Source organism: Jeongeupia sp. HS-3, from assembly GCF_015140455.1.
Taxonomy (GTDB): domain Bacteria; phylum Pseudomonadota; class Gammaproteobacteria; order Burkholderiales; family Chitinibacteraceae; genus Jeongeupia.
The window spans coordinates 490,940-512,796 of record NZ_AP024094.1; the positions used below are offsets into that span (position 1 = coordinate 490,940).

Genomic DNA, 21,857 nt, shown 5'->3' on the forward strand with positions numbered 1-21,857 from the left:
TGGTGTCCTTGTATCCAGTCAGCCAATCAGGCCAGGTTCAGTGCGACGAGCAGCAGATCGATCAGCTTGATGCCGACGAACGGGACGATCAGGCCGCCGAGGCCGTAAACCAGCATGTTGTTGCGCAGCAGCTGGGCCGCCGATTGCGCGCGGTAGGGCACGCCCTTCAGCGCCAGCGGGATCAGGAAAACGATGATGATCGCGTTGAAGATCACCGCCGACAGGATCGCCGACGCCGGGCTGTGCAGGCCCATGACGTTGAGCGCGCCCAGTTGCGGGTAGGTGGTGGCGAAGGCGGCCGGGATGATGGCGAAGTACTTGGCGATATCGTTGGCCACCGAGAAGGTGGTCAGCGAGCCGCGGGTCATCAGCATCTGCTTGCCGATCTCGACGATCTCGATCAGCTTGGTCGGGTTGCTGTCGAGGTCGACCATATTGCCGGCCTCTTTGGCGGCCTGCGTGCCGGTGTTCATCGCCACCGCCACGTCGGCCTGCGCCAGCGCCGGTGCGTCGTTGGTGCCGTCGCCGGTCATCGCCACCAGACGACCTTCGGCCTGGTGATCGCGGATCAGCTTGAGCTTGTCTTCGGGCGTGGCTTCGGCGAGGAAGTCGTCGACACCGGCTTCGGCGGCAATCGCGGCGGCGGTCAACGGGTTGTCGCCGGTGATCATCACCGTCTTGATGCCCATGCTGCGCAGCTCGGCGAAGCGCTCCTTGATGCCACCCTTGACGATGTCTTTCAGCTCGACCACGCCGAGCACCTTGGTGCCGTCGGTGACGACCAGCGGCGTGGCGCCACGGCGGGCGACGTCGTCGGCGGCCTTGGTCACGGCATCGGGGAAGGTGCCGCCGATCTCGGCCACATGGCGGCGCACCGCGTCGAGCGCGCCCTTGCGGATCTGCCGGCCGTCGTAGTCGACACCGCTCATCCGTGTCTGCGCGGTAAACGGCACGAACTGGGCGCTGTGGGCGGCGAGTTCGCGGCCGCGCAGCGCAAAGCGCTGTTTGGCGAGCACGACGATAGAGCGGCCTTCCGGTGTTTCATCGGCCAGCGACGCCAGTTGTGCGGCGTCGGCCAGTTGCTGCTCGGTGACGCCCGGTGCGGCGATGAAGCTGGCGGCCTGACGGTTGCCGAGCGTGATGGTGCCGGTCTTGTCGAGCAGCAGCACGTCGACGTCGCCGGCGGCTTCAACCGCACGGCCCGAGGTGGCGATCACATTGGCCTGCATCATCCGGCTCATGCCGGCGACGCCGATGGCCGACAGCAGCGCGCCGATGGTGGTCGGGATCAGGCAAACCAGCAGGGCGATCAGCGCGGTGATGGTGATCGGCGTGCCGGCGCCGGCGACCGAAACGCTGTAGTGCGAGAACGGCAGCAAGGTGACGGTGACGACGAGGAAGACGATGGTCAGCGCGACCAGCAAAATCGTCAGCGCGATCTCGTTCGGCGTCTTCTGGCGCTTGGCACCCTCGACCATGGCGATCATCCGGTCGAGGAAAGCCTCGCCCGGGTTGACCGACACGCGCACGACGATCCAGTCCGACAGCACGCGGGTGCCGCCGGTGACGGCCGAAAAGTCGCCGCCCGATTCGCGGATCACCGGGGCCGATTCGCCGGTGATCGCCGATTCGTCGACCGAGGCGACGCCATCGACGACTTCGCCGTCGGCCGGGATCGTGTCGCCGGCTTCGATCAGGATGAAATCGCCTTTGCGCAGGCTGGGGCTGTCGATCAGCTCATAACCGCCGCGCTGGGCGCTCTTGAGCTTCTTGGCGACAACGTTCTTCTTGGTGTTGCGCAGCGCCGCGGCTTGCGCCTTGCTGCGGCCCTCGGCCAGTGCTTCGGCGAAGTTGGCGAACAGCACGGTAAACCACAGCCAAGCGGCGATGGCGCCGATAAAGCCAGCCGGCGCTTCACCGGTGCCGAACAAGGCCTGGCCAAACAGCACGGTGGTGAGGATGCTGCCGACGTAAACGACGAACATCACCGGGTTGCGCCATTGCACCTGCGGCGCCAGCTTCTTGAATGCGTCGACGATCGCCGGCGTGAGCAGCTTGGCATCGAACAGCGGCAGCTTGCGCACGCCGACGTTCACGTGTTCGTCCGAGCCGGCTTCGACCTGATCCGGAATCGGTGTTTCAAATCTTTTGGTCATTTCTCTATTCCCCTAGGGGTTTGATCGCGGCTTTGCCAGCCGCGCCAAGCGGGCCAGATTCGGCCGTGAGTGCGAAGCCGGGCCGCAGGCAGTACAAACAGCTACGGCAAGGCCCGGCGACAAAGCTCACGGTTGGATCTGGTTCGCGTTCATTTGCAGGTGTTCGACAATCGGACCCAATGCCAGGCCCGGGATGTAATTGAGCGCGCCAACCAGTAGCACCGCGCCGACCAACAGCACCACAAACAGCGGGCCGTGCGTCGGCAGCGTGCCGGCGGTCACCGCGAGGCGCTGCTTGGTGGCGAGCGAACCCGCCATCGCCAGTACCGGCACGATGATCGCGAAGCGGCCGAACCACATCGCCAGACCGAGCATCACGTTGTAGAACGGCGTGTTGGCCGACAGCCCGGCAAAGGCGGAGCCGTTGTTGTTGGCCGCGCTCGAAAACGCGTAGAGGATTTCCGAGAAGCCGTGCGCTTGCGGATTCAGCACGCCGGCCTTGCCCGCGCTCACCATTACCGCGATGGCCGTGCCCGAGAGCACGAGAATCGGTGTGGCGAGGATGGCGATCGCGGTCATCTTCATCTCGAACGATTCGATCTTCTTGCCAAGGTATTCCGGTGTGCGCCCGACCATCAGCCCGGCGATGAACACCGCGAGGATCGCGTACACCAGCATGCCGTACAGGCCCGAGCCGACGCCGCCGAACACCACTTCACCGAGCTGCATCAGCGCCATCGGCACCATGCCACCGAGCGGGGTGAACGAATCGTGCATCGCATTGACCGCACCGCACGATGCCGCGGTGGTGATCGTCGCAAACAGGCTGGACGCGACGATGCCGAAGCGTGTCTCCTTGCCTTCCATATTGATGCTGCTGACCGCGCCGGCATGTTGCAGCGCCGGGTTGCCCGCGAGTTCGGCCCAGACGATGGCGCCGTAGGCGACAACGAAGATCAGCGTCATCGCCGCGAGCACCGCTACGCCCTGGCGCTTGTCACTGACCATACGGCCGAAGGCGAAGCACAGCGCGGTCGGGATCAGGAAGATCGCCAGCATCTGCAGGAAGTTGCTGAACGGCGTCGGGTTCTCATACGGGTGCGCCGAGTTGGCGTTGAAGAAACCGCCACCATTGGTGCCGAGCATCTTGATCGCTTCTTGCGAGGCGACCGGACCCATCGGCAGCACTTGCGTGCCGGTGGTCACATCGGCCATGACGGCGTTGCCCTTGTCGTCCTTGATCGCCACGCCTTGCGCGTCGAGCTTGGGTTGCTGGAAGGTGGTGACCTGCACCGTGTGCGCTTCGGCATACGGGCTGAAGTTCTGGATCACGCCCTGGCCAACGAGCAGCAGCGCCAGTACCAAGGACAGCGGCACCAGCAGATACAGCGTCACGCGGGTCAGGTCGGCCCAGACGTTGCCGATCACATTGGCGCTCTTGCGCGCAAAGCCACGAATCAAGGCGATCACTACGGCGATGCCGGTCGCGGCCGAGAGGAAGTTTTGCACCGCCAGCGCGAGCATCTGGGTCAGATAGCTCATCGTCGCCTCGCCGCCGTAACCCTGCCAGTTGGTATTGGCAACGAAGGAGATCGCGGTGTTGAACGACGAATCCGGGCTGACCGCGCCGAAACCTTGCGGATTGAACGGCAGCACGCCCTGCAGACGTTGCAGCGCATAAACGGCGATCAGGCCGACCAGATTGAACAGCACCAGCCCGATCGCATACGATTTCCAGCCGGTCTCCGTCTCGGCCTTGACCCCGGCGATGCGGTAACAAAGCCGCTCGAACGGCGCGAGCAGCCGGCTCAAGCCGACGTGCTCGCCGCGCACGATGCGCGTGAGATAGCTCGATAGCGGCCAGGCAAGGATAAACAGCACCGCGAGGTAGATCGCGAGCTGCGCAAAAGCATTGATGTTCATGTCAGAAACGCTCCGGATTGAAGAGGGCGTAGACGAGGTAGGCGAGCAGCGCGATCGCTGCGCCGCCTGCAAGTAGCGGGATCAGGTTCATGGCGCTCTCCGTGCGATGTGACACACCTGTATCAATAGAAAGATCACGCCGGCGATCAGGCCGGTGAGAGCGAGGTAGACGAAATCCATGTGGGTTCTCCCTTGGCAAAAGCTCAGCTGTCTGGCGCGGCGATGGCCGATACGCACGGGGCAACTGTTCACTGCGAACTTTAGGGAGAACAACGTAAAGGCCCCGGTAAAACGCGGGGGCGTGGTGTAAAAAACGTATAAAAACGGCGGAGGGGCGCCGGAAGAGGGTGGTGCGATTTATTTGACGTTGTGTCTAACAATCTGGGGTTTGTTTCATTTGTGGATTTTCCATCTTGAACTTGTTGGCCGATCTGAGGGGTTTTGCTTAAACTTGAGCATCCATACCGCAATGATTGTGGACATAAAGTCCAATTTCTATCCGAGCCGCCAAGGTGAACCCGCATGCTTTCCCATCCCGCCCGTAAATACCGTGCCTTTCAATCCGTCGCCTTGCCCGATCGCAGCTGGCCAGACCGGGTGATCACCGCGCCGCCGATCTGGATGAGCACCGACCTGCGCGACGGCAACCAGTCGCTGATCGAGCCGATGAGCGTCGAGAAGAAACTGCGGATGTTCGAGACGCTGGTGGCAGCGGGTTTCAAGGAAATCGAGGTGGCGTTTCCGTCGGCGTCGCAAACGGATTTCGATTTCGTTCGCAAGCTGATTACCGAAGGGCGGATTCCCGACGACGTCACCATCGAAGTGCTGACGCAGGCGCGCGAGGATCTGATCACCCGCACCTTCGAATCGGTCGCCGGTGCGCGGCGGGTGATCGTGCATATGTATAACGCGATCGCGCCGAACTTCCGTCGCATCGTGTTCAATACCGACCGCGCCGGCGTGAAGGCGATTGCGCTCGCCGGCACCGCGCTGGTGAAACAGCTCGCCAGCGCCCGGCCGGAGACCGAATGGGTGTACCAGTACTCGCCCGAGGTGTTCTCCGGTGCCGAGATCGATTTCGCCAAGGAAATCTGCGATGCGGTGGCCGATGTCTGGCAGCCGACGCCGCAACACAAGATGATCATCAATCTGCCGGCGACGGTGGAAATGAGCACGCCGAACACCTACGCCGACCAGATCGAATGGATGAGCCGGCATCTGGCGCGGCGCGACAGCATTGTGCTGAGCGTGCACCCGCACAACGACCGTGGCTGCGCGGTGGCGGCGGCCGAACTGGCGGTGATGGCCGGCGCCGATCGGGTCGAGGGTTGTCTGTTCGGCAGCGGCGAGCGCACCGGCAATGTCGATCTGGTGACGCTGGCGCTCAACCTCTACAGCCAGGGTGTGCATCCGGGGCTGGATTTCTCCGACATCGACGCGATCCGCCGCACCGCCGAATACTGCACCCAGTTGCCGGTGCATCCGCGCCACCCCTACGCCGGCGATCTGGTGTTCACCGCGTTCTCGGGCTCGCACCAGGATGCGATCAAGAAGGGCCTCGCCCAGCAGCAGGCCGACGACTACTGGGAGGTGCCGTATCTGCCGCTCGATCCGGCCGATCTCAGCCGCAGCTACGACGCGGTGATTCGCGTCAACAGCCAGTCGGGCAAGGGCGGGGTGAGTTACCTCTTGCAGCAGGAACACGGCTTCGATCTGCCGCGCCGGCTGCAGATCGAATTCAGTCGCGCCATCCAGCGCGAATCGGATACGACCGGCCGCGAAGTCACCGCCGGTGATATCTACGCACTGTTCCGCCGCGAATACCTCGATCGCCACGCGCCGTGGACTTACGTGCGTCACAGCCTGGAAGAAACCGGTGGCGATCCGTCGTCAAACGGGGCGACGATCGAGGTCGAGCTTGAACATGCAGGCGAGCGCCGTATCGTCATCGGCGCCGGCAACGGCCCGATCGCGGCTTTTGTCAGCGCCTTCTCGGCCGGGGCAGGGCTGAATGTGGCGGTGAACGATTACCACGAACACGCGCTGAAAGGCGGTGCCGATGCCGAAGCGGCCTGCTACATCGAGCTGGCGGTGAACGGCGATGCGGCCGGTTTCGGTGTCGGCCGTGATCGCAATATCGTCGCTGCGGCGATCAAGGCGGTGCTGTCGGGCGTGAACCGGGCGGTGGCGGCCGAAGGGGTTGCGGCCTAGGTGGAGGCGCTGGTTTAAGGGCGCCCAGTCAGCGTTGCGCTAGCCCGGAATGCGGAAAGCCCGGGAGTCCACCGGGCTTTTATTGCTGCAATCGATGTATGGCGCAGACCGTGGGGCGATCGAGCCCGCAAGGTCTGCGCCGCCAGCCTTTACTTGGCGGCCTTGACGGTCACGTAGCTGTTGATCAGGTTCCGGTAGTCCGGAATGTGATTGGAGAACAGCGCGCCCAGACCTTCAACATCGTTGCGCCAGTCGCGATGCAATTCGCACGCCACGCCGAACCAGCTCATCAGCTGTGCACCGGCGGCGGACATCCGGTCCCACGCCGCATTGCGGGTGATCTCGTTGAAAGTGCCCGAGGCATCGGTCACCACGAACACTTCATAACCTTCACCGAGGGCCGACAGTGCCGGGAAGGCGACGCAGACTTCGGTGACCACGCCGGCGATGATCAGCTGCTTCTTGCCGGTCGCCTTGATCGCCTTGACGAAGTCTTCGTTGTCCCAGGCATTGATCTGGCCGGGGCGGGCAATGTACGGCGCGTCGGGGAAAATCTGCTTCAGTTCCGGCACCAGCGGGCCGTTCGGGCCGTCCTCGAAGCTGGTGGTCAGGATGGTCGGCAGATTGAAGTACTTGGCCAGATCGGCCAGCGCCAGCACGTTGTTCTTGAATTTGTCCGGATCGATATCGCGCACCAGCGACAGCAGGCCGGCCTGATGGTCGACCAGCAGAACGGCGGCCTGGTCTTTGTCGAGTCGTGTGTATGCAGTGGTCATGATGTTGATTCCTTGTTGGGTTTACTTACGCAGCGAATCCGGCGTTTCGTTCTTGGTCACCACTTCCTGCGCCTTGGCGTAGCTTTCGATCAGCAACTGGTAGTTCGGGAACACGGCGCTATAGACCTCGGCCCACTGCGCGGCATCCGGGCGTGCCCAGGTTTTCTGGATTTCCGAGCAGACCCCGGCGGTATCGATCGGTACCACGCCGGCCTGAACAACCCGCGCCAGCGTGATTTCCTGCGCCATCTTCGAGTACGTGCCCGACGCGTCGATGACGGCGAAGACCTTGTAGCCTTCGTACACGGCGCTGATGCTCGGGAAGGCCATGCAGACGCTGGTGATCGTGCCGGCGATGATCAGCGTGTTGCGGCCGGTTTCCTTCACCGCCGCAACGAACTCCGGGTTGTCCCAGGCGTTGATCTCGCCGCGACGCGCGACATACTTGGCGTGCGGCGCGAACTGGTGGACTTCCGGAATCAGCGGGCCGTTCGGGCCTTGCGGTACCGAGGCGGTGGTGATCACCGGCATCTTCGCGAGCGTCGCGACCTTGGCCAGCGTCGTGACATTGGCGCGCAGCTCGGGCATCGGCATGTCCTTGACCGTCTGGAACAGGCCGCTCTGGTGGTCGATCAACAGCATGACGGCGTCGTTGGGGTCGATCACCGGCTTCTGGCCGTTGAAATTGGCGACGTTATTGGGTGTGGTCATCGTGATTCTCCTGCTGGGTGGTAAGGGTTTGCTGCCCTGCATGGGCCCGATCGGACGGGCCGGGTTGCCGGACGTCGGCGCTTGCTGGCGCCGACGTCCGGCAGATCGGATTTAGTGCATCTGGCCAAAGCGGCCGCCGTTGAAGTCACCCACCGCCTGGGCGATTTCTTCCTGCGTGTTCATCACGAACGGGCCGTAACCGACCACCGGTTCGTCGATGGGCTCGCCGCTGAGCAAGAGCACGGTGGCGTCGCTGTTGGCTTCGAGGCTGATATCCAGCCCTTGCCGATCCAGCAGCACCATCTCGGCCTCGCGCACCACCTGCTCGCCGTTCACTTGCACCGTGCCGCGCAGCACGATCAGCGCCGTGGTCCGGCCTTCCTGCACTTGCAGCTCGGTGTAGCTGCCCTGCTTCAGACGCAGATCCCACACGTCCATCGGCGTAAAGGTGCGCGCCGGGCCGCGATGGCCCAGATAATCACCGGCGATCACGCGGATGCGTCCTGCGTCGCCCGGCAGCGGCAGCGATGGAATATCGCTGTCGAGCACGGTCTGGTAACCCGGCTCGGCCATCTTGTCCTTGGCCGGCAGGTTGACCCACAGCTGCACCATTTCCAGCGTGCCGCCGCTGCGGCTGAACGCTTCCGAGTGGAATTCCTCGTGCAGGATGCCGGACGCCGCCGTCATCCATTGCACGTCACCGGGGCCGATCAAGCCGCCCGCGCCGGTCGAATCGCGGTGTTCCAGCTCACCCTGATAAACGATGGTGACCGTCTCGAAGCCGCGATGCGGGTGCTGGCCGACGCCGCGATGCCGCTCGCTCGGGGTGAACTGTGCCGGGCCGGCGTAGTCGAGCATCAGGAAGGGGCTCGTGTGCTGGCCCAGCGTGTTGTAGGAGAACAGCGTGCGTACCGGGAAACCATCGCCCACCCAGTGCGAACGCGGGCTGCTGTAAACGCCAAGAATCTTTTTCATCGCTTGCTCCTGCTGCCGGTTCGGCTCGGTTCGTATGACCAGAAGCTTATTTCAACGATGAAATCGCCGGTAGCTAGCGTATTCTTTCCTCAGTGTTCTATTTTTGGAACGATGGAGGGGCCGTGTCGCAAGACCTCAACGATCTGTTTTTTTTCGCCCAGGTGGTCGATCACCAGGGGTTCGCGCCGGCCGGGCGCGCGCTGGGCGTGCCCAAGTCCAAGCTGAGCCGGCGCGTGGCCGTGCTTGAAGAGCGGCTCGGCGTGCGCTTGATCCAGCGCTCGACCCGACGCTTCTCGGTCACCGAGATCGGCCAGAATTACTACAACCATTGCAAGGCGATGCTGGTCGAAGCCGAAGCGGCGCAGCAGGCAATCGACCTGATGCGCTCTGAGCCGCAAGGCGTGGTGCGGATGGCGTGCCCGGTGGCGCTGCTGCATACGCGGATCGGCGCGATGGTCGGCGAGTTCATGGCCGAGAATCCCAAGGTCAGCGTGCATCTGGAGGCGACCAATCGTCGTGTCGACGTGATCGGCGAAGGGCTGGATATCGCCATCCGCGTGCGCGTGCCGCCGTTGAAAAACAGTGATCTGGTGATGAAGGTGCTGGGAGAGCGAACCTGGTGTACGGTGGCGAGCCCGGCGCTGCTGGCGAAATGCACGGCGCCGCTGGTACCGGCGGACCTGTGCGCCTTGCCGACGCTTGACTGGGGGCCGGCGCAGCAGGAGCACGTCTGGCATCTGGAAGGGCCGGGTGGCGCAAAGGCCGCCGTGCATCACACGCCGAGGCTGGTGACCGACGACATGATCGCGCTGCGTCATGCGGCGATTGCCGGCGCGGGCATCGTGCAACTGCCATTCATGATGGTGCGGGACGAGATCACCGCCGGCCTGCTGGTGGCGCTGCTGCCGGAATGGGCGCCCAAGGGTGGCATCATCCACGCGGTATTTCCGTCGCGGCGCGGCCTGCTGCCGTCGGTCCGCAAGCTGATCGATTTCCTGGCGATGCGCTTTGCTCAGATCGAGGAACAGTAGGCCCGTCTGAATCCCAAGCGCGTGAATGATGCAGTTCATGCCAAGCGGTTTTCGTCCTAAAGTAGTGGCTTCATCCAGAGGAGTTTCGTCCGATGCGCCATTGATGCCCGTGGTTTTCCACGGAAACGCTTTTTCCGTTCACGGCATTCATGAGGTATCCCCATGACGAATTCGTCTGTGCTGACGCTAGCCTGCGTCGGTTTCAATCTGCCCGATGGCCGCGCGCTGTTGACCGGGCTCTCCTACACCTTCGACGCAAGAACGACCGGTCTGGTCGGCCGCAACGGCATCGGCAAAAGCGTGCTGGCGCGCCTGCTCGCCGGGCAACTGGTCCCGGGCACCGGGACGATCCGCGCACCGGTGGTGCATTACCTGCCGCAACAGCTTGATCCGGCCCACTATCGCGACGTGGCCGAACTGGCCGGCATTGCGCCGGTGCTGTCGGCGTTGCAGCGCATCGAGGCCGGCAGTTGCGACGAGGCCGATTTCGCCCTCGTCGGCGATCGCTGGGATATCCGTTCACGGCTGGCGGCGCGTTTGAACGACGCCGGCCTTGGCCATTTGCACGCGGATACGCCGGCGGCGAGTCTGAGCGGCGGCGAATGCACCCGCGTTGCGCTGATCGGCGCGTTGTTGTCCGATGCCGATTTCCTGATCCTCGACGAACCGAGCAATCACCTCGATGCCCGCCAGCGCCGGCTGTTGCACGCCGAACTGGCCCGCTGGCCGCGCGGGCTGCTGGTGATCAGCCACGATCGCGATCTGCTGCGGCAGATGGCGTGCATCGTCGAGCTGAGCGAGGCCGGTCTGACGCGTTACGGCGGCAACTACGATTTCTACACGGCGGCCAAGGCGCAGGAGCAGGATGCCGCCGTCGCCCGGCTCGAGCATGCGCGCACGGCGCAGCGTCGCGGCGAGGCGGATCTGCAGCTGCAGGCGCAAAAGCAGGCGCAACGCGTCGCGCGCGGCAACCGTTCGGCGCGGGACAGCAATCAGGCCAAAATCCTGCTCGGCATGCAGCAGCAACGCTGCGAGCAAAGCAGCGGACGGCTGCAACAGCAAGGCCTTGCCCGGCGCGATGCGCTGGCCGGCGATGTTGCGGCGGCACGCGGCCAGGTGCAGCCCGCCGCCGAGTTGCTGTTGATGCCGCCGGATGCCGGGCTGACCAGCCAGAAACAGCTGCTGGCGCTGGATGCGCTGCGGCTGCCTTTTGGCGATGCGACGCCGATCGATCTGCACCTGAGCGGCCCGCGCAGGCTGGCGCTGGTCGGTGCCAACGGCTGCGGCAAATCGACCTTGCTCAAGGTGCTGGCGGGGCAGCTGGCGCCGGCGGGGGGCGATTGCCGCGTGCATCTGCCACCGGTTTATCTGGATCAGCACGCCGGTATTCTGTGCCCGGACTCGAGTGTGCTGGCGCAGCTGCAACGGCATAACCCGGCGCTGGGCGAAGGCGAGGCGCGAACGCGGCTGGCCCTGCTGGGGCTGGATACGGCGCGGGCGCTGCAGCCGGCCGGGCTGCTCAGCGGCGGCGAGCGCCTGAAAGCGGCGCTGGCGTGCGTGCTGTACGCCGAGCGCCCGGCGCAACTGCTTTTACTCGACGAGCCGACCAATCATCTCGATCTGGCCGGCATCGCCGCGCTCGAACGCATGCTGCGACAGTACCGGGGCGCGCTGCTGGTGGTGTCGCACGACGAGGATTTCCTGGGCGCGCTGTCGCTCGACGGCCGCGTGGTGTTTGCCGCCGGCGGAGGCGTGACGCTGACCGCGGGCGACGGCGTACCGGTTTGATTCGCCGGACAGCAAGGATCGGAGTGTGGCGGTGCGCGCGCGGCGGTAGATTCGGCTCGTCGGATGAATCAGGAGCACATCATGAACGCAAAAACCGCCGCGCGCGCCGCGGCTACGCAAGCCGATCCGCGCTGGGCCGCCGTCATCGCGCGTGATCGTGCCGCCGATGGCGCGTTCTGTTACTCGGTCGCGACGACCGGCGTGTATTGCCGGCCATCATGCAGCGGGCGGCCGAAGCCGCAAAACGTCGCGTTTCACGCCAGTTGTGACGACGCCGAAGCCGCCGGCTTCCGCCCGTGCAAGCGTTGCCGGCCGCGCCGGCAGGCCGAGGCGATCGCTTGGGTCTGCGGCGAATCGGCGCTTGGCACCGTGCTCGTGGCGCAGAGCGCTACCGGCGTGTGCGCGGTGCTGATCGGCGATACGGCCGATGTGCTCATCGACGAGCTGCATTCGCGCTTTCCGCAAGCCGTGCTGCAAGCCGGGGACGAGCAGACCGTCGCGCTGCTGGCTTGCGTACTCGCCTTGCTTGGCGATCCGGGCGCGTGCCTTGAACTACCGCTCGATTTGCGCGGCACGCCATTCCAGCTTCGCGTGTGGCGGGCGCTGCTTAAGATCCCGGTCGGTGAAACGGCGAGCTACACCGACATCGCCGAACGGATCGGCGCGCCGGCAGCGGTGCGGGCGGTGGCCGGCGCGTGCGCCGCGAATGCGCTGGCGGTGCTGATTCCATGCCACCGCGTGCTGCGTCGCGACGGCGGTTTGTCCGGCTATCGCTGGGGCATCGAGCGCAAGCGGGAGCTACTGGCGATGGAAGCGGTGCGAGCATGAACGCGCCACGGCATCCACCCATCACCGACGTGGCCGGCCGTATTGCGGCGCTCGATTGGGCGCGCATCGGCGCCGACCTCGACGCGCAGGGCCACGCAATGATCGCCGGCCTGCTCGATCCGTTAGAGTGCGCGGCACTGGCCGGCCTGTATCCGCGCGGCGAGCTGTTCCGCAGCCGCGTCGTCATGGGCCGGCACGGCTTCGGGCGCGGCGAATACCAATACTTCGGCTATCCCTTGCCCGAACCCGTCGCCGGGCTGCGCACCGAGCTGTATCCGTGGCTGGTGGCGATCGCCAATCGCTGGAATGCGGCGATGGGTATCGCCACCATCTATCCCGATGAACACGCCGATTTCATCGCCCGCTGCCACGCCGCCGGCCAGTGCCGTCCGACGCCCTTGCTGCTGCAATACGGCCCCGGTGATTACAACTGCCTGCATCAGGATCTGTACGGCGAGCATGTGTTCCCGCTGCAAGTGGCGATTCTGTTGTCGGAGCCGGGGTGCGATTTTGACGGTGGCGAGTTCGTGCTGACCGAGCAGCGACCACGGATGCAATCGCGCGCCGAGGTCGTGCCGCTGCGGCAGGGCGACGCGGTGGTGTTCGCGGTGCAGCAGCGCCCGGTGCAGGGAACGCGTGGGGTTTACCGCGTCAATCTGCGTCACGGCGTCAGCCGGGTGCGCGCCGGATCGCGGCATACTGTCGGTATCATTTTCCACGACGCGTTGTGAGCTTGAGGCCATGACCCCCGATCTGTTTGCCGATACACCGCCCGGCTGGCACGAGCCGCTGGGCGAGGGCGCGATGGTGCTGCGCGGCTTTGCGCTGCCGTTCGAGGCCGCACTGCTCGCCGCGCTGGATACGGTGATCGCCGCTGCGCCGTTCCGCCATCTGATCACGCCGGGCGGTTTCAAAATGTCGGTGGCGATGAGCAACTGCGGCACGCTCGGCTGGGTCGGCGACCGGCGCGGCTACCGCTACGATCCACGCGATCCGGATTCCGGCCTGCCGTGGCCGGCGATGCCGGCCGCGTTCGCGCGGCTCGCGCTAGCCGCCGCGCAAGTGGCCGGGTTCGATGGTTTCACACCCGAAGCCTGCCTGATCAACCGCTACGACATCGGCGCGCGCTTGAGCCTGCATCAGGACAAGGACGAACTCGACTACGCCCACCCGATCGTCTCGGTCTCGCTCGGCCTGCCGGCGGTGTTCCTGTTCGGCGGCTTCGAGCGCAGCGACCCGCAGCAGCGCGTGCCGGTCGTGCACGGCGATGTCGTCGTCTGGGGAGGGCCGTCGCGGCTGCGCTATCACGGCGTGCTGCCGGTCAAGCCCGGCAGCCATCCGCTCTTGGGCGAGCGCCGGATCAATCTGACTTTCCGCAAAGTGCGCTGAAGGCTGCGACGAGCAGCGGGAATGGTGCGCTGGCATTGCGGCGCGATCGGCGTAGATTGGTGCTGCTATTGCCAAGGATTTTTGATGACGCCGCACGCCCAGACCATCCGCTTTTTCCGCGAGCGCATTCCGTCGTTCGAATGCGAGCCGGGCTGCCACGACTGCTGCGGGCCGGTAACGACATCAAGCGAGGAAATGGCCCGGCTGCCACGCAAATCCGCCGCCGAGCGCGACGCGGCGCTGGCCGAACTCTCGTGCCCGCACCTCGGCCCCAAGGGCTGCCAGGTTTACACCGAGCGGCCGATCATCTGCCGGCTGTTCGGCACCACACCAAGGCTGGCGTGCCCGCGCGGGCGCAGGCCGGAGATGATGGTTGATCCGGTAGTCGAACAACAGATTTATGAATTCTTTGCCGAGGTGAGGCATGTGTTGGTCTGAGCTGAGCTGGATCAGGTGATTTAGCGACTTCGGCGCTACACGCGGAAAAACGATTACTCGTGAGCCCCAATTCTGGCGCTCGAGATCACGTTGCTGTTCGGGTTAAATTACTGAAATGCTCATCATGGTCAGCGGCGATGGCAGCTTTGTGAGGAGATGGCTGCCATTCAAGACTTTCAAGGGAACGGCTGGTTTTCGGCCAAAGCGGACGTTCACTAGTCAGGGCATAACGGTCCGCTTTCGGCCAGAACCAGCCGACCGCATTCGACCGCTGCGCGGCACGCTGATGTGATGCATGGCGGCATGACAAATGAACACTACGAGGAGATGAGATGGCGCAACAGGAACTCGAACTGAGATGGAGCGGCCATGCTTCACTGGTGACACCTGGCGAACAGATCCTGTACATCGTCGGCAATGGATTCGACCTGCACCATGGCATCCCGTCTTCATACGCGGCGTTCGGCCGGTACCTGGAGGAAGTCGACGCCGAAACCTACGGTCAATTGGAGCGCTATTTTTCTGTCGACGACGATTTCTGGTGGCAGTTCGAGGCGCAGCTTGCACACCTGGATACCGACTCGCTTCTTGACGATGCCGCGGCGTACTTGCCCTCTTACAGCGCCGAAGATTGGAGCGACGCAGGGCACCATGATTACGAGTACGAGCTGGATCGGGTGGTTGCCGCGATCTCGTCTACGCTGCGCCTTCGGTTCAGCGAATGGGTACGTCAGCTTGTCATTCCCTCGCCAACGCTGCTGATCGGCAAACTGCTCCCGCTGCGTCGGGATGCGCGCTACCTCACGTTCAATTACACCGAAACGCTGCAGCGTGTGTACGGCATTCCCAACACGAGCGTGATTCACATCCATGGCGCGGCAGCGTACGCGAACGACCAACTGGTACTAGGACACGGCTGGGAGCGTACCGCGATCGACTCGTTCAATCACGGCATCGATCCCGAGTCGGCTGACGTCCGAGTCATGGGCGGCAACGAAATCATAGATCGCTACTTCACCGAGACGTTCAAACCGACGGCGCGCGTTATCGAGTCGCATCAGCCCTTCTTCCAAAGCCTGTCGGGCATAAAGAAGATAATCATCATGGGGCACTCGCTGTCGAGCGTCGATCTCCCGTATCTGCTGGAGCTGCGCCGGCATCTGGGTAATGGTGACGTCCAGTGGCAGGTGAGTTTCCACGAATCTCCGGAGGAAGCCGAAGCTGGCGTGGATAGCATGGGCGTTGAGGTCAAAGGGGTCCGTTTCGTGCCACTGACCGAGCCGGCTCAGTGGGCGTGCCCATGATGGCGCCGCGTATCACGCCGCCGACGCGGCGTCCCTACGTCCCCATCGGCGGTGGGGTTGAGAATGATTCCGACATCGCCACCGCGCTCGTCTGGCTCGCCACCTCATCTGGTGATGCTGCAGCCTTCGTTGCCCGGTTGAGCGCCGCGCAACAGCGCTACCGCGAGGTCACGGCCAGTGACGCCGCCCGCGGCAAGGATCCGTCATGGTCCGCTCTTGGTCCGGACATCGTGGCTGCCTACCTGGCCCAAGGAAAGTCGCTGCTTGATGACCGCCGCTCGTATGACTTCGCGCTCGTGTCCCACGTCGCGCCTTGGCTCAAGCAGCTCGGAGCGAACCTGCCAGCCCTAGCGCGGGTTGTAGGTGCGCCGGGTCGGGCACTGCGCATGCTTCGTAACGGCCAAGTACTTCCCGACTCGGCGCTATTCGAGCTGGTCATGGCCAGCAATTACGCTGCGGAAGGCTTTGACGTTACCTTCATCGAGGAAGGGCAGGGAAAGACCCCTGACCTGCGGCTGTTCCACGGCGAATCTGGCAGTGAATTGTTCGTGGAGCTGAAGCGCCTGCAACGGGGGGACTACGAGATCAAGGAGCGGAGCAGACACGCGGAGATCTTCCGTCAGCTCGAGCCGCTCCTGCACGAGCAAGGTCTGTCTATCGATGTCGATGTGACCTACGAAAAGGAACTGGCCGACGTGCCCGTCGACTATCTCCTCCAGCGGGTGAAGCGCGCGAAGGCGAGCCCGATCCTCCTCTCAGGTGGCTATCCGTGGAAGGATGAGTTCGGTAGCGGCCTAATTCGCGACGCCAACGTGGCGGCCGTACGTCGCGACACGCGCGATAGCTATCTTTACTTCGGGACAAAGATGGCGCGGCTGCTCTCGGGACGCGTCGTGTCAGAGAACAATTACCACCTCGCCGCACGGGCCTCGGCCAATCCCGAGGATCCTCGGTACGTCGACCAAATGAAGTTCGGATCCGTAGTGACCTGGCAGTGCATCGCGCCGAAGGCGATCGAGCGCAAGGCCAAATATGTGCGCAGTAAGTTGTCGGAAGCAGACAAGCAGATTGCCGGGCATGGCCGGGGCATCATCCACATCGCGATGGATGCCGAACTCCACAGCGAGGCCTCTGATCTGCGACGGCAACGCAACCTGGACGCGCTGAGCACGTTCCAGATGAACTCGCAGGCCGGCATCGTCTACTTGCACTACTTGGTCCCACGGGTGTCTGAGGACCACTCCTGGCTCACAGACGAAACGGTCGACGTATTCAGCCGGTTCGAGCGCCCGCCTCCGTCGTTTCCCGCCTTCCCCTGCGCGACTACGCTGGACAACGATAAACCCGCATGGCGGCAGCGCGTCCACCCATCCAACGCATAGAGGATCAACGCCAACTTCGGCCGACAGCTTCCTGTCGTCGACTCCGGTGGTGGCGATGTCCGCTCAGGATCGAAAGCTGTCTTTCCTTTGGAGCTCGCCCATCGTCTGCTTAGGCCTAGAAGCAGACGTTTGGTCTGTCCCCATGCAGAAGGACAGAGGATTAAGCGCTAAGCGCTGAATGCTGCCGTTCAAACTCGACCGGTGCCAGGTAATCCAGCGTCGAATGGCGGCGGCGATGATTGTAAAATCGGATGTAGTCGAATATATCCGCGCGGGCCTCGTCGTGACTCCGGTAGCGGGTCAAGTAAACCCGCTCCGCCTTCAACGACCGGAAGAAGCTTTCCATCGCAGCGTTGTCCCAGCAATTGCCCGCTCGTGAATGGCTCGGCACCATGCCGTGCCGTTTCAGCAACATCTGGTAATCAAACGCACAATACTGGCTGCCTCGGTCCGAATGCAGTAGCACCTCCCGCACCGGTTTCCGTCTGGCAACGGCCATCGTCAACGCAGCATGCACCAGTTCTTGCTGCATTCGATGGTGCATTGCCCAGCCGACCACGGCGCGGGAATACAAGTCCAGCACCACAGCCAGATACAGCCAGCCCTCGTCAGTACGGATGTAAGTCATGTCCGACACCCAGCGTTGATTCATCCCGGATGCGTCGAATTGCCGTTCCAGCCGATTTGGTGCCACCGGAAGCAGGTGTTGGCTGACCGGGACAGGTCGCCACCGTTTACGGGAACGTACCTTCAGCCCGCCTTGGCGCATCAGGCGGCCAACACGGTGGCGGCCACAGGCGAAGCCTTGTGCGACCAGTTCCGCATGTATCCGACGATGCCCATAGATGCCGTTGACTTCGGCATGGACCAGACGGATTTCCCGTAACAGCACGCGATTAGCCATCTCTCGCATCGAAGGCGGCCGGTTGCGCCAAGCGTAGTAGCTGCTCCGTGAGACGCGGAACAACTGGCACATGACGGCAACAGGATAACGCTCAGCAAGCGCCTGAATGGCGCGGTACTTCACTTCGTGGGCTGCGAGAAGATGGCGAGCGCTTTTTTTAGGACGTCACGCTCCATGGTGACGCGTGCTAGATCATCGCGCAGACGCTTGAGTTCGGCTGCTTCGCCCAGTTGCTTGCCATGACCAGGAAAGGCATCCATGCCCTTGAGCAGAAACTGGCGTTTCCATTTGCCCAGCAGGCCTTCGGTGATGCCGAAGGCCTGCGCCACGTGACGTAGCGGCGTGCCAGCCAGGATTTGCTCAACAGCTTCCCGCTTGAAGGACTCGGGAAAGGTACGGCGGATTTGGGTCATGAACACTCCTTGGTGGCGATTATCCACCTTAAGTTAGTGTCCTTCCGTATAGGGACAGACCAGTTAGCTGAGCCGTCTGCGAGCGGCAGCTCTTGGTCGAAAGCGATGAGGGAAATGGCGACGGCCAAACACCGCGACGCAAACGTCGAATGTTTGGCCGCCGTGTGGTGATGCTCAACCCTTGAACTGCACCAGCCGCTTGGCCACTTCCTCAAACCGCCAATCCGGTAGTGCCGGCAAAGCATCCTCGAACGGCGGGAACGCTTCGACGCTTACCAGCGGCGCGAAGTATTCGCGGTCGGCATCGGTGAGCCGGTAGCCCTCGGCATCGAGATAATCGTGCGGCAGCGTTTGATCAAGGCCGTTTCCTGATTGGTTCGATAGAAAACGGGGAGCATCGCTCCCCGTTTTCTATGGCCGGCAGAGTGAGAAACCCCGCTTAGCGAATCGGCGTCGCCGGTACCGGCTGGTCGATATAGAACAGGCCGTGGAAGGAATTGAAGATCGGCGTGTTGACGTCCTGGTAGTTGAACGGCCGCGCGGCGATCGTCGATGCCCACTCGGGCGCGTGCTTGCGCTGTTTCAGGTCGATGAACGCCATCGGCAGCCCGGCGGCGCGCCATTCGGCCTCGATCAGCCCCGGCGCCGGCGGCGGGATATCGCTGAGCGTGCTGTTGTCCATATTGCGCACGCTGCCGGTATGGCCGACGAAGCCCGCCAGGTAGCTGTCCTTCTGGCCGAAGTGCTGGACGACGAAATCGCCGAGCGTCATGCCCCAGAATGCACCGGCGTGGTAGTTGTGCGCCCATACCACCAGCTTCTTGCCGGCATAGAACTTGTCGGCGAGCCAGGCGATGTTTTGCGCGGCCTGCTGGTCGCGCGCGGCCCAGTAGGGCACATCGCCGTTGCTGATTTGCCACTGGTCGCTGGCACCGGCACGGATGCTGGCGACTTGCAGGCGCCAGAAGCCCGGTGAATCGAACATCCGGCCGCTAGCGGCGACGCTGTCGTCGAGTTCTGTGATGAGCTGCGCACTCAGGCTGGTGAAGGCCTGCTTGTCGTCGGCGGTCGGCTGATTGCTTGGGTCGGCGACGGCGACTATTTGTGCGGCGCGCAAGTAGGCCGGCCAGCGCGGATCGGCGAGCGACGGCGATTGGCGGGCGGCAAGGAAGCGTTGCAGTCCCGGCAGCAGGTTGCTGACCGATTCGATGCCGCCGTGCGGCGTATCGTAGCTGGCGAGGATCAGCGGCTTGTGGCTGCTGCGCTGGCTGTCGACGTATTCGAGCACGCCACGGCCTTCCCTGGTGCGCGAATACATGTAGAAAATCCGCTCCGGTGCCTGCTCGGCGATCTTGCCGCCGGACTGCGCGTAATCCCACAGCGCGGTGCCATCGACCATGCCGCTTTCGATCAGCAGAACATCGAAGCCCTTCTTCTTGTGCAGGTATTGCACCAGCCGGTTTTTCAGCTCGAACACATTGCCTTCGCCGTGGGTCTGCTCGCCAATCAGCACGATGCGGGCGTTGCCGATGGCCTTACCGAACGCGGTGAGATCGGCGTAATCGGGGTAGGCCGGGCTGGTGCTGATGATCTGGGTGTTGTTGGCTTCGAGCCACTGGCCCGGCGTCATCCTGGTGGCGGCGTGGCTGGCGGTATGCAGGCCCAGCGCAAACAAGGCGATGCAAAGCGTATTGCGCAAATTCATGTTCTTTTCCTGAAAAGGTTTGAGAAGCACATGAATTATTCGTTCGGCATATTTTTCTGCCGGCCAATTGTTTTGCCTGGCTTGCCGTGTTCGGAAAGCCAGGCAGGCGGGGCGCAGATGCGGCGCGGTTCGCGTGCTTTATGCGTACAACTGCTTGATCATCTGCTCGATCGGTACATCCTCGATCACCAGATCGTGGATGCCGAACGCGCCGTCGGCCCAGCGGACGAAGGCCGGCAGGCTGGTTTGCTCATGGTCGAGTTCGAGCACCGCACGCGTGTCGCCGATACGCTCGAGCACGGTGACGCCGGGGTAGCCGAGTTCGCCGATCGCCGCACGCGTGGCAAGGCGGACGCGCTTGGTCCGGCCGAACGCCTGTTGCAAGGCGGCCATGTCGCCGTCGAAGGCGATGCTGCCGTGGTTGACGACGATGACGCGTTGCGCCAGCTGTTCGATGTCGTCGAGGTCGTGCGTCGTCAGGATGAAGGTCGTCCCGAGTGCGTTCATCTCGCGGATGAAACCGCGGATTTTCTCCTTGGCAATGACGTCGAGGCCGATGGTCGGCTCGTCGAGGAAGACGACCTTGGGTTCGTGCAGCATCGCCATGATGAATTCGCACTTCATCCGCTCGCCGAGCGAGAGCTGCCGCGTCGGCTTGCGGATTTGCTCGGCGACGTCGAGCAGCGTCACCAGCCGGTTGAGCGTGTGCGCGAAGCGCGCCGGATCGATCCGGTAAATCGCCCGGTTCATCTGGAAGGCATCGAGCGGCGGGATGTCCCACAAGAGCTGCGACTTCTGGCCGAACACCGCGCCGATCTGCGCCACGTAGCGCTTGCGGTCCTGCCACGGTGTCATGCCGAGCACGGTGGCATCGCCGGAACTCGGGTAGAGCACGCCGGTGAGCATTTTCAGCGTTGTCGATTTGCCGGCGCCGTTGGGGCCGAGGAAGCCGACGATTTCGCCGGCGCCGATCGCGAATGAAATCTCGCGCACTGCGGTGATCTGCCGCGTCTTGCGCCAGACGATGCTCTTGAGCGTTTCGGCAAAGGTCGATCCGCGTTCGAAAGTCGTGTAGTGCTTGCTCAGGCCGCGTACCGAGATGACCGGATCGGCGCGGGTTTCGAGATTTTTGGAGCGGTCCATTCAGCCTCCGGCGCTGCTGTAGCGCGCCAGCGTTGCTCGCCACAGCGTCAGCGCGGCGATGATGAAGAGGGCGCTGCACGCGAGCGCGAGCGGCCAGGCGGCGTCGAGCCGGCCGAGCAGCGCCGATGCAGGCAGGTAGCCGAGCACCGACACAGGAATCACCCAAGTGAGCCAGCCGAGCGCGCTGCGGCTGAAAATGCCGTGCGGGTAGAGCGCGAACGCCGACACGGCGTCGAAGATTTCGTGCAGCCGGCTGTTGCCGACCCAGACGAAGCTCAGACAGGTCATCACCAGCGCGAAGCCGAACAGCGTTGCGACCGCGAGCGCCAGCAACAGCAGGAACGGCGCGGGATGGACGCTGGCCGGACCGAGTTGCGAGAGCGCGTAGCCGAACAGCACGGCGCCGCCGGCGAGTTTGCCGAGATCCTCGATCTCGAAGCTGTAGCCCATCAGCAGCAACAGCGTTGAACGCGGTTTGAGCAGCAGCATGTCGAGCGTGCCTTCGCGGACGTGCTCGGTCGCGGTCCAGATCATGCCGAAGCACAGTGGAAAGGCGATGCCCTTGGCGAGCAGGAAGCTGGCCTGCAACAGCAGCGCCTCGTTCTGGCTCCAGCCGGCGAAACCGGCGCCGTGGCGGTAGACGATGATCGTCGTCAGCGGCACGACGAGGTCGGCGAGCAGCATGATGACCATGCTCAGGACGAGGTCGGTACGGTCGGTGATCCGTGCGGCGATCGCACCGCGTGCCAGTGTCAGGTAAACGGAGAGACCGTCGCGCAT

The 21,857-nt window shown here is 63.7% G+C and carries 20 protein-coding genes; 9 read left to right on the forward strand and 11 right to left on the reverse strand.

The features are described from left to right. Positions 1-26: 26 nt before the first annotated feature. From kdpB to kdpF, 3 genes are all read right to left on the reverse strand, one after another. Positions 27-2,156, reverse strand: a complete 2,130-nt coding sequence (kdpB, locus tag JLC71_RS02325; RefSeq protein WP_200917076.1) for a potassium-transporting ATPase subunit KdpB — start codon at positions 2,154-2,156, stop codon at positions 27-29. Between the two features lie 126 nt (positions 2,157-2,282). After that, positions 2,283-4,079 (reverse strand): potassium-transporting ATPase subunit KdpA, encoded by a 1,797-nt coding sequence (gene kdpA / locus JLC71_RS02330; protein WP_200917077.1) that lies wholly within the window; start codon positions 4,077-4,079, stop codon positions 2,283-2,285. 1 nt (position 4,080) lies between these two features. Then, positions 4,081-4,170: a K(+)-transporting ATPase subunit F gene (gene kdpF, locus JLC71_RS02335; RefSeq protein WP_200917078.1), complete on the reverse strand. Its 90-nt coding sequence runs from the start codon at positions 4,168-4,170 to the stop codon at positions 4,081-4,083. Positions 4,171-4,601: 431 nt separating this feature from the next. Between kdpF and leuA the strand changes: the two genes are divergently transcribed. Then, positions 4,602-6,290, forward strand: a complete 1,689-nt coding sequence (gene leuA, locus JLC71_RS02340) for a 2-isopropylmalate synthase (RefSeq protein ID WP_200917079.1) — start codon at positions 4,602-4,604, stop codon at positions 6,288-6,290. A 149-nt stretch (positions 6,291-6,439) separates the two neighbouring features. Here the strand turns inward: leuA and ycaC are convergent, their stop codons facing one another. The 3 genes from ycaC to JLC71_RS02355 form a co-directional block, all read right to left on the reverse strand. Further along, positions 6,440-7,066, reverse strand: a complete 627-nt coding sequence (gene ycaC, locus JLC71_RS02345) for an isochorismate family cysteine hydrolase YcaC (RefSeq protein ID WP_200917080.1) — start codon at positions 7,064-7,066, stop codon at positions 6,440-6,442. Between the two features lie 21 nt (positions 7,067-7,087). Then, a complete protein-coding gene (locus JLC71_RS02350) occupies positions 7,088-7,777 on the reverse strand; it encodes an isochorismatase family protein (RefSeq protein WP_200917081.1) in 690 nt (229 codons plus the stop codon). 111 nt (positions 7,778-7,888) lie between these two features. Further along, positions 7,889-8,752, reverse strand: a complete 864-nt coding sequence (locus tag JLC71_RS02355; protein WP_200917082.1) for a pirin family protein — start codon at positions 8,750-8,752, stop codon at positions 7,889-7,891. Positions 8,753-8,874: 122 nt separating this feature from the next. Between JLC71_RS02355 and JLC71_RS02360 the strand changes: the two genes are divergently transcribed. From JLC71_RS02360 to JLC71_RS02395, 8 genes are all read left to right on the forward strand, one after another. Further along, positions 8,875-9,783 (forward strand): LysR family transcriptional regulator, encoded by a 909-nt coding sequence (locus tag JLC71_RS02360; RefSeq protein ID WP_200917083.1) that lies wholly within the window; start codon positions 8,875-8,877, stop codon positions 9,781-9,783. A gap of 162 nt (positions 9,784-9,945) precedes the next feature. Continuing rightward, positions 9,946-11,571 carry an ABC-F family ATP-binding cassette domain-containing protein gene (locus tag JLC71_RS02365; protein ID WP_200917084.1) on the forward strand — a complete coding sequence of 542 codons (1,626 nt, stop codon included), beginning with the start codon at positions 9,946-9,948 and terminating at the stop codon, positions 11,569-11,571. A gap of 81 nt (positions 11,572-11,652) precedes the next feature. Beyond that, positions 11,653-12,399 carry a methylated-DNA--[protein]-cysteine S-methyltransferase gene (locus JLC71_RS02370; protein WP_200917085.1) on the forward strand — a complete coding sequence of 249 codons (747 nt, stop codon included), beginning with the start codon at positions 11,653-11,655 and terminating at the stop codon, positions 12,397-12,399. Continuing rightward, positions 12,396-13,130 carry a 2OG-Fe(II) oxygenase gene (locus tag JLC71_RS02375; RefSeq protein ID WP_200917086.1) on the forward strand — a complete coding sequence of 245 codons (735 nt, stop codon included), beginning with the start codon at positions 12,396-12,398 and terminating at the stop codon, positions 13,128-13,130. The genes JLC71_RS02370 and JLC71_RS02375 overlap by 4 nt, the downstream gene beginning before the upstream one ends. Positions 13,131-13,140: 10 nt before the next feature. Further along, the gene (gene alkB, locus JLC71_RS02380; protein WP_200917087.1) at positions 13,141-13,788 is read left to right on the forward strand and encodes a DNA oxidative demethylase AlkB; all 648 of its coding nucleotides are present in this window, start codon (positions 13,141-13,143) and stop codon (positions 13,786-13,788) included. A gap of 84 nt (positions 13,789-13,872) precedes the next feature. Then, positions 13,873-14,226, forward strand: coding sequence for a YkgJ family cysteine cluster protein (locus JLC71_RS02385; RefSeq protein ID WP_200917088.1), 354 nt, complete (start codon positions 13,873-13,875; stop codon positions 14,224-14,226). Positions 14,227-14,558: 332 nt separating this feature from the next. Continuing rightward, positions 14,559-15,530 (forward strand): bacteriophage abortive infection AbiH family protein, encoded by a 972-nt coding sequence (locus JLC71_RS02390; protein WP_200917089.1) that lies wholly within the window; start codon positions 14,559-14,561, stop codon positions 15,528-15,530. After that, a complete protein-coding gene (locus JLC71_RS02395) occupies positions 15,527-16,912 on the forward strand; it encodes a hypothetical protein (protein WP_200917090.1) in 1,386 nt (461 codons plus the stop codon). Before JLC71_RS02390 ends, JLC71_RS02395 begins: the two co-directional genes overlap by 4 nt. Before the next feature lie 160 nt (positions 16,913-17,072). Here the strand turns inward: JLC71_RS02395 and JLC71_RS02400 are convergent, their stop codons facing one another. The 5 genes from JLC71_RS02400 to JLC71_RS02420 all read right to left on the reverse strand — a co-directional run bounded on the left by JLC71_RS02400 (position 17,073) and on the right by JLC71_RS02420 (position 21,857). Next, a complete protein-coding gene (locus JLC71_RS02400) occupies positions 17,073-17,939 on the reverse strand; it encodes an IS3 family transposase (RefSeq protein ID WP_200914866.1) in 867 nt (288 codons plus the stop codon). Next, entirely contained in the window at positions 17,936-18,229 is a 294-nt protein-coding gene (locus JLC71_RS02405) for a transposase (protein WP_200914865.1), read from the reverse strand. The genes JLC71_RS02400 and JLC71_RS02405 overlap by 4 nt, the downstream gene beginning before the upstream one ends. Positions 18,230-18,668: 439 nt before the next feature. Beyond that, positions 18,669-19,934: an erythromycin esterase family protein gene (locus JLC71_RS02410; protein ID WP_200917091.1), complete on the reverse strand. Its 1,266-nt coding sequence runs from the start codon at positions 19,932-19,934 to the stop codon at positions 18,669-18,671. A 138-nt stretch (positions 19,935-20,072) separates the two neighbouring features. Next, positions 20,073-21,077: an ABC transporter ATP-binding protein gene (locus JLC71_RS02415; RefSeq protein WP_200917092.1), complete on the reverse strand. Its 1,005-nt coding sequence runs from the start codon at positions 21,075-21,077 to the stop codon at positions 20,073-20,075. Beyond that, on the reverse strand, positions 21,078-21,857 hold the full coding sequence (locus tag JLC71_RS02420) for an ABC transporter permease (protein WP_200917093.1): 780 nt from the start codon (positions 21,855-21,857) through the stop codon (positions 21,078-21,080).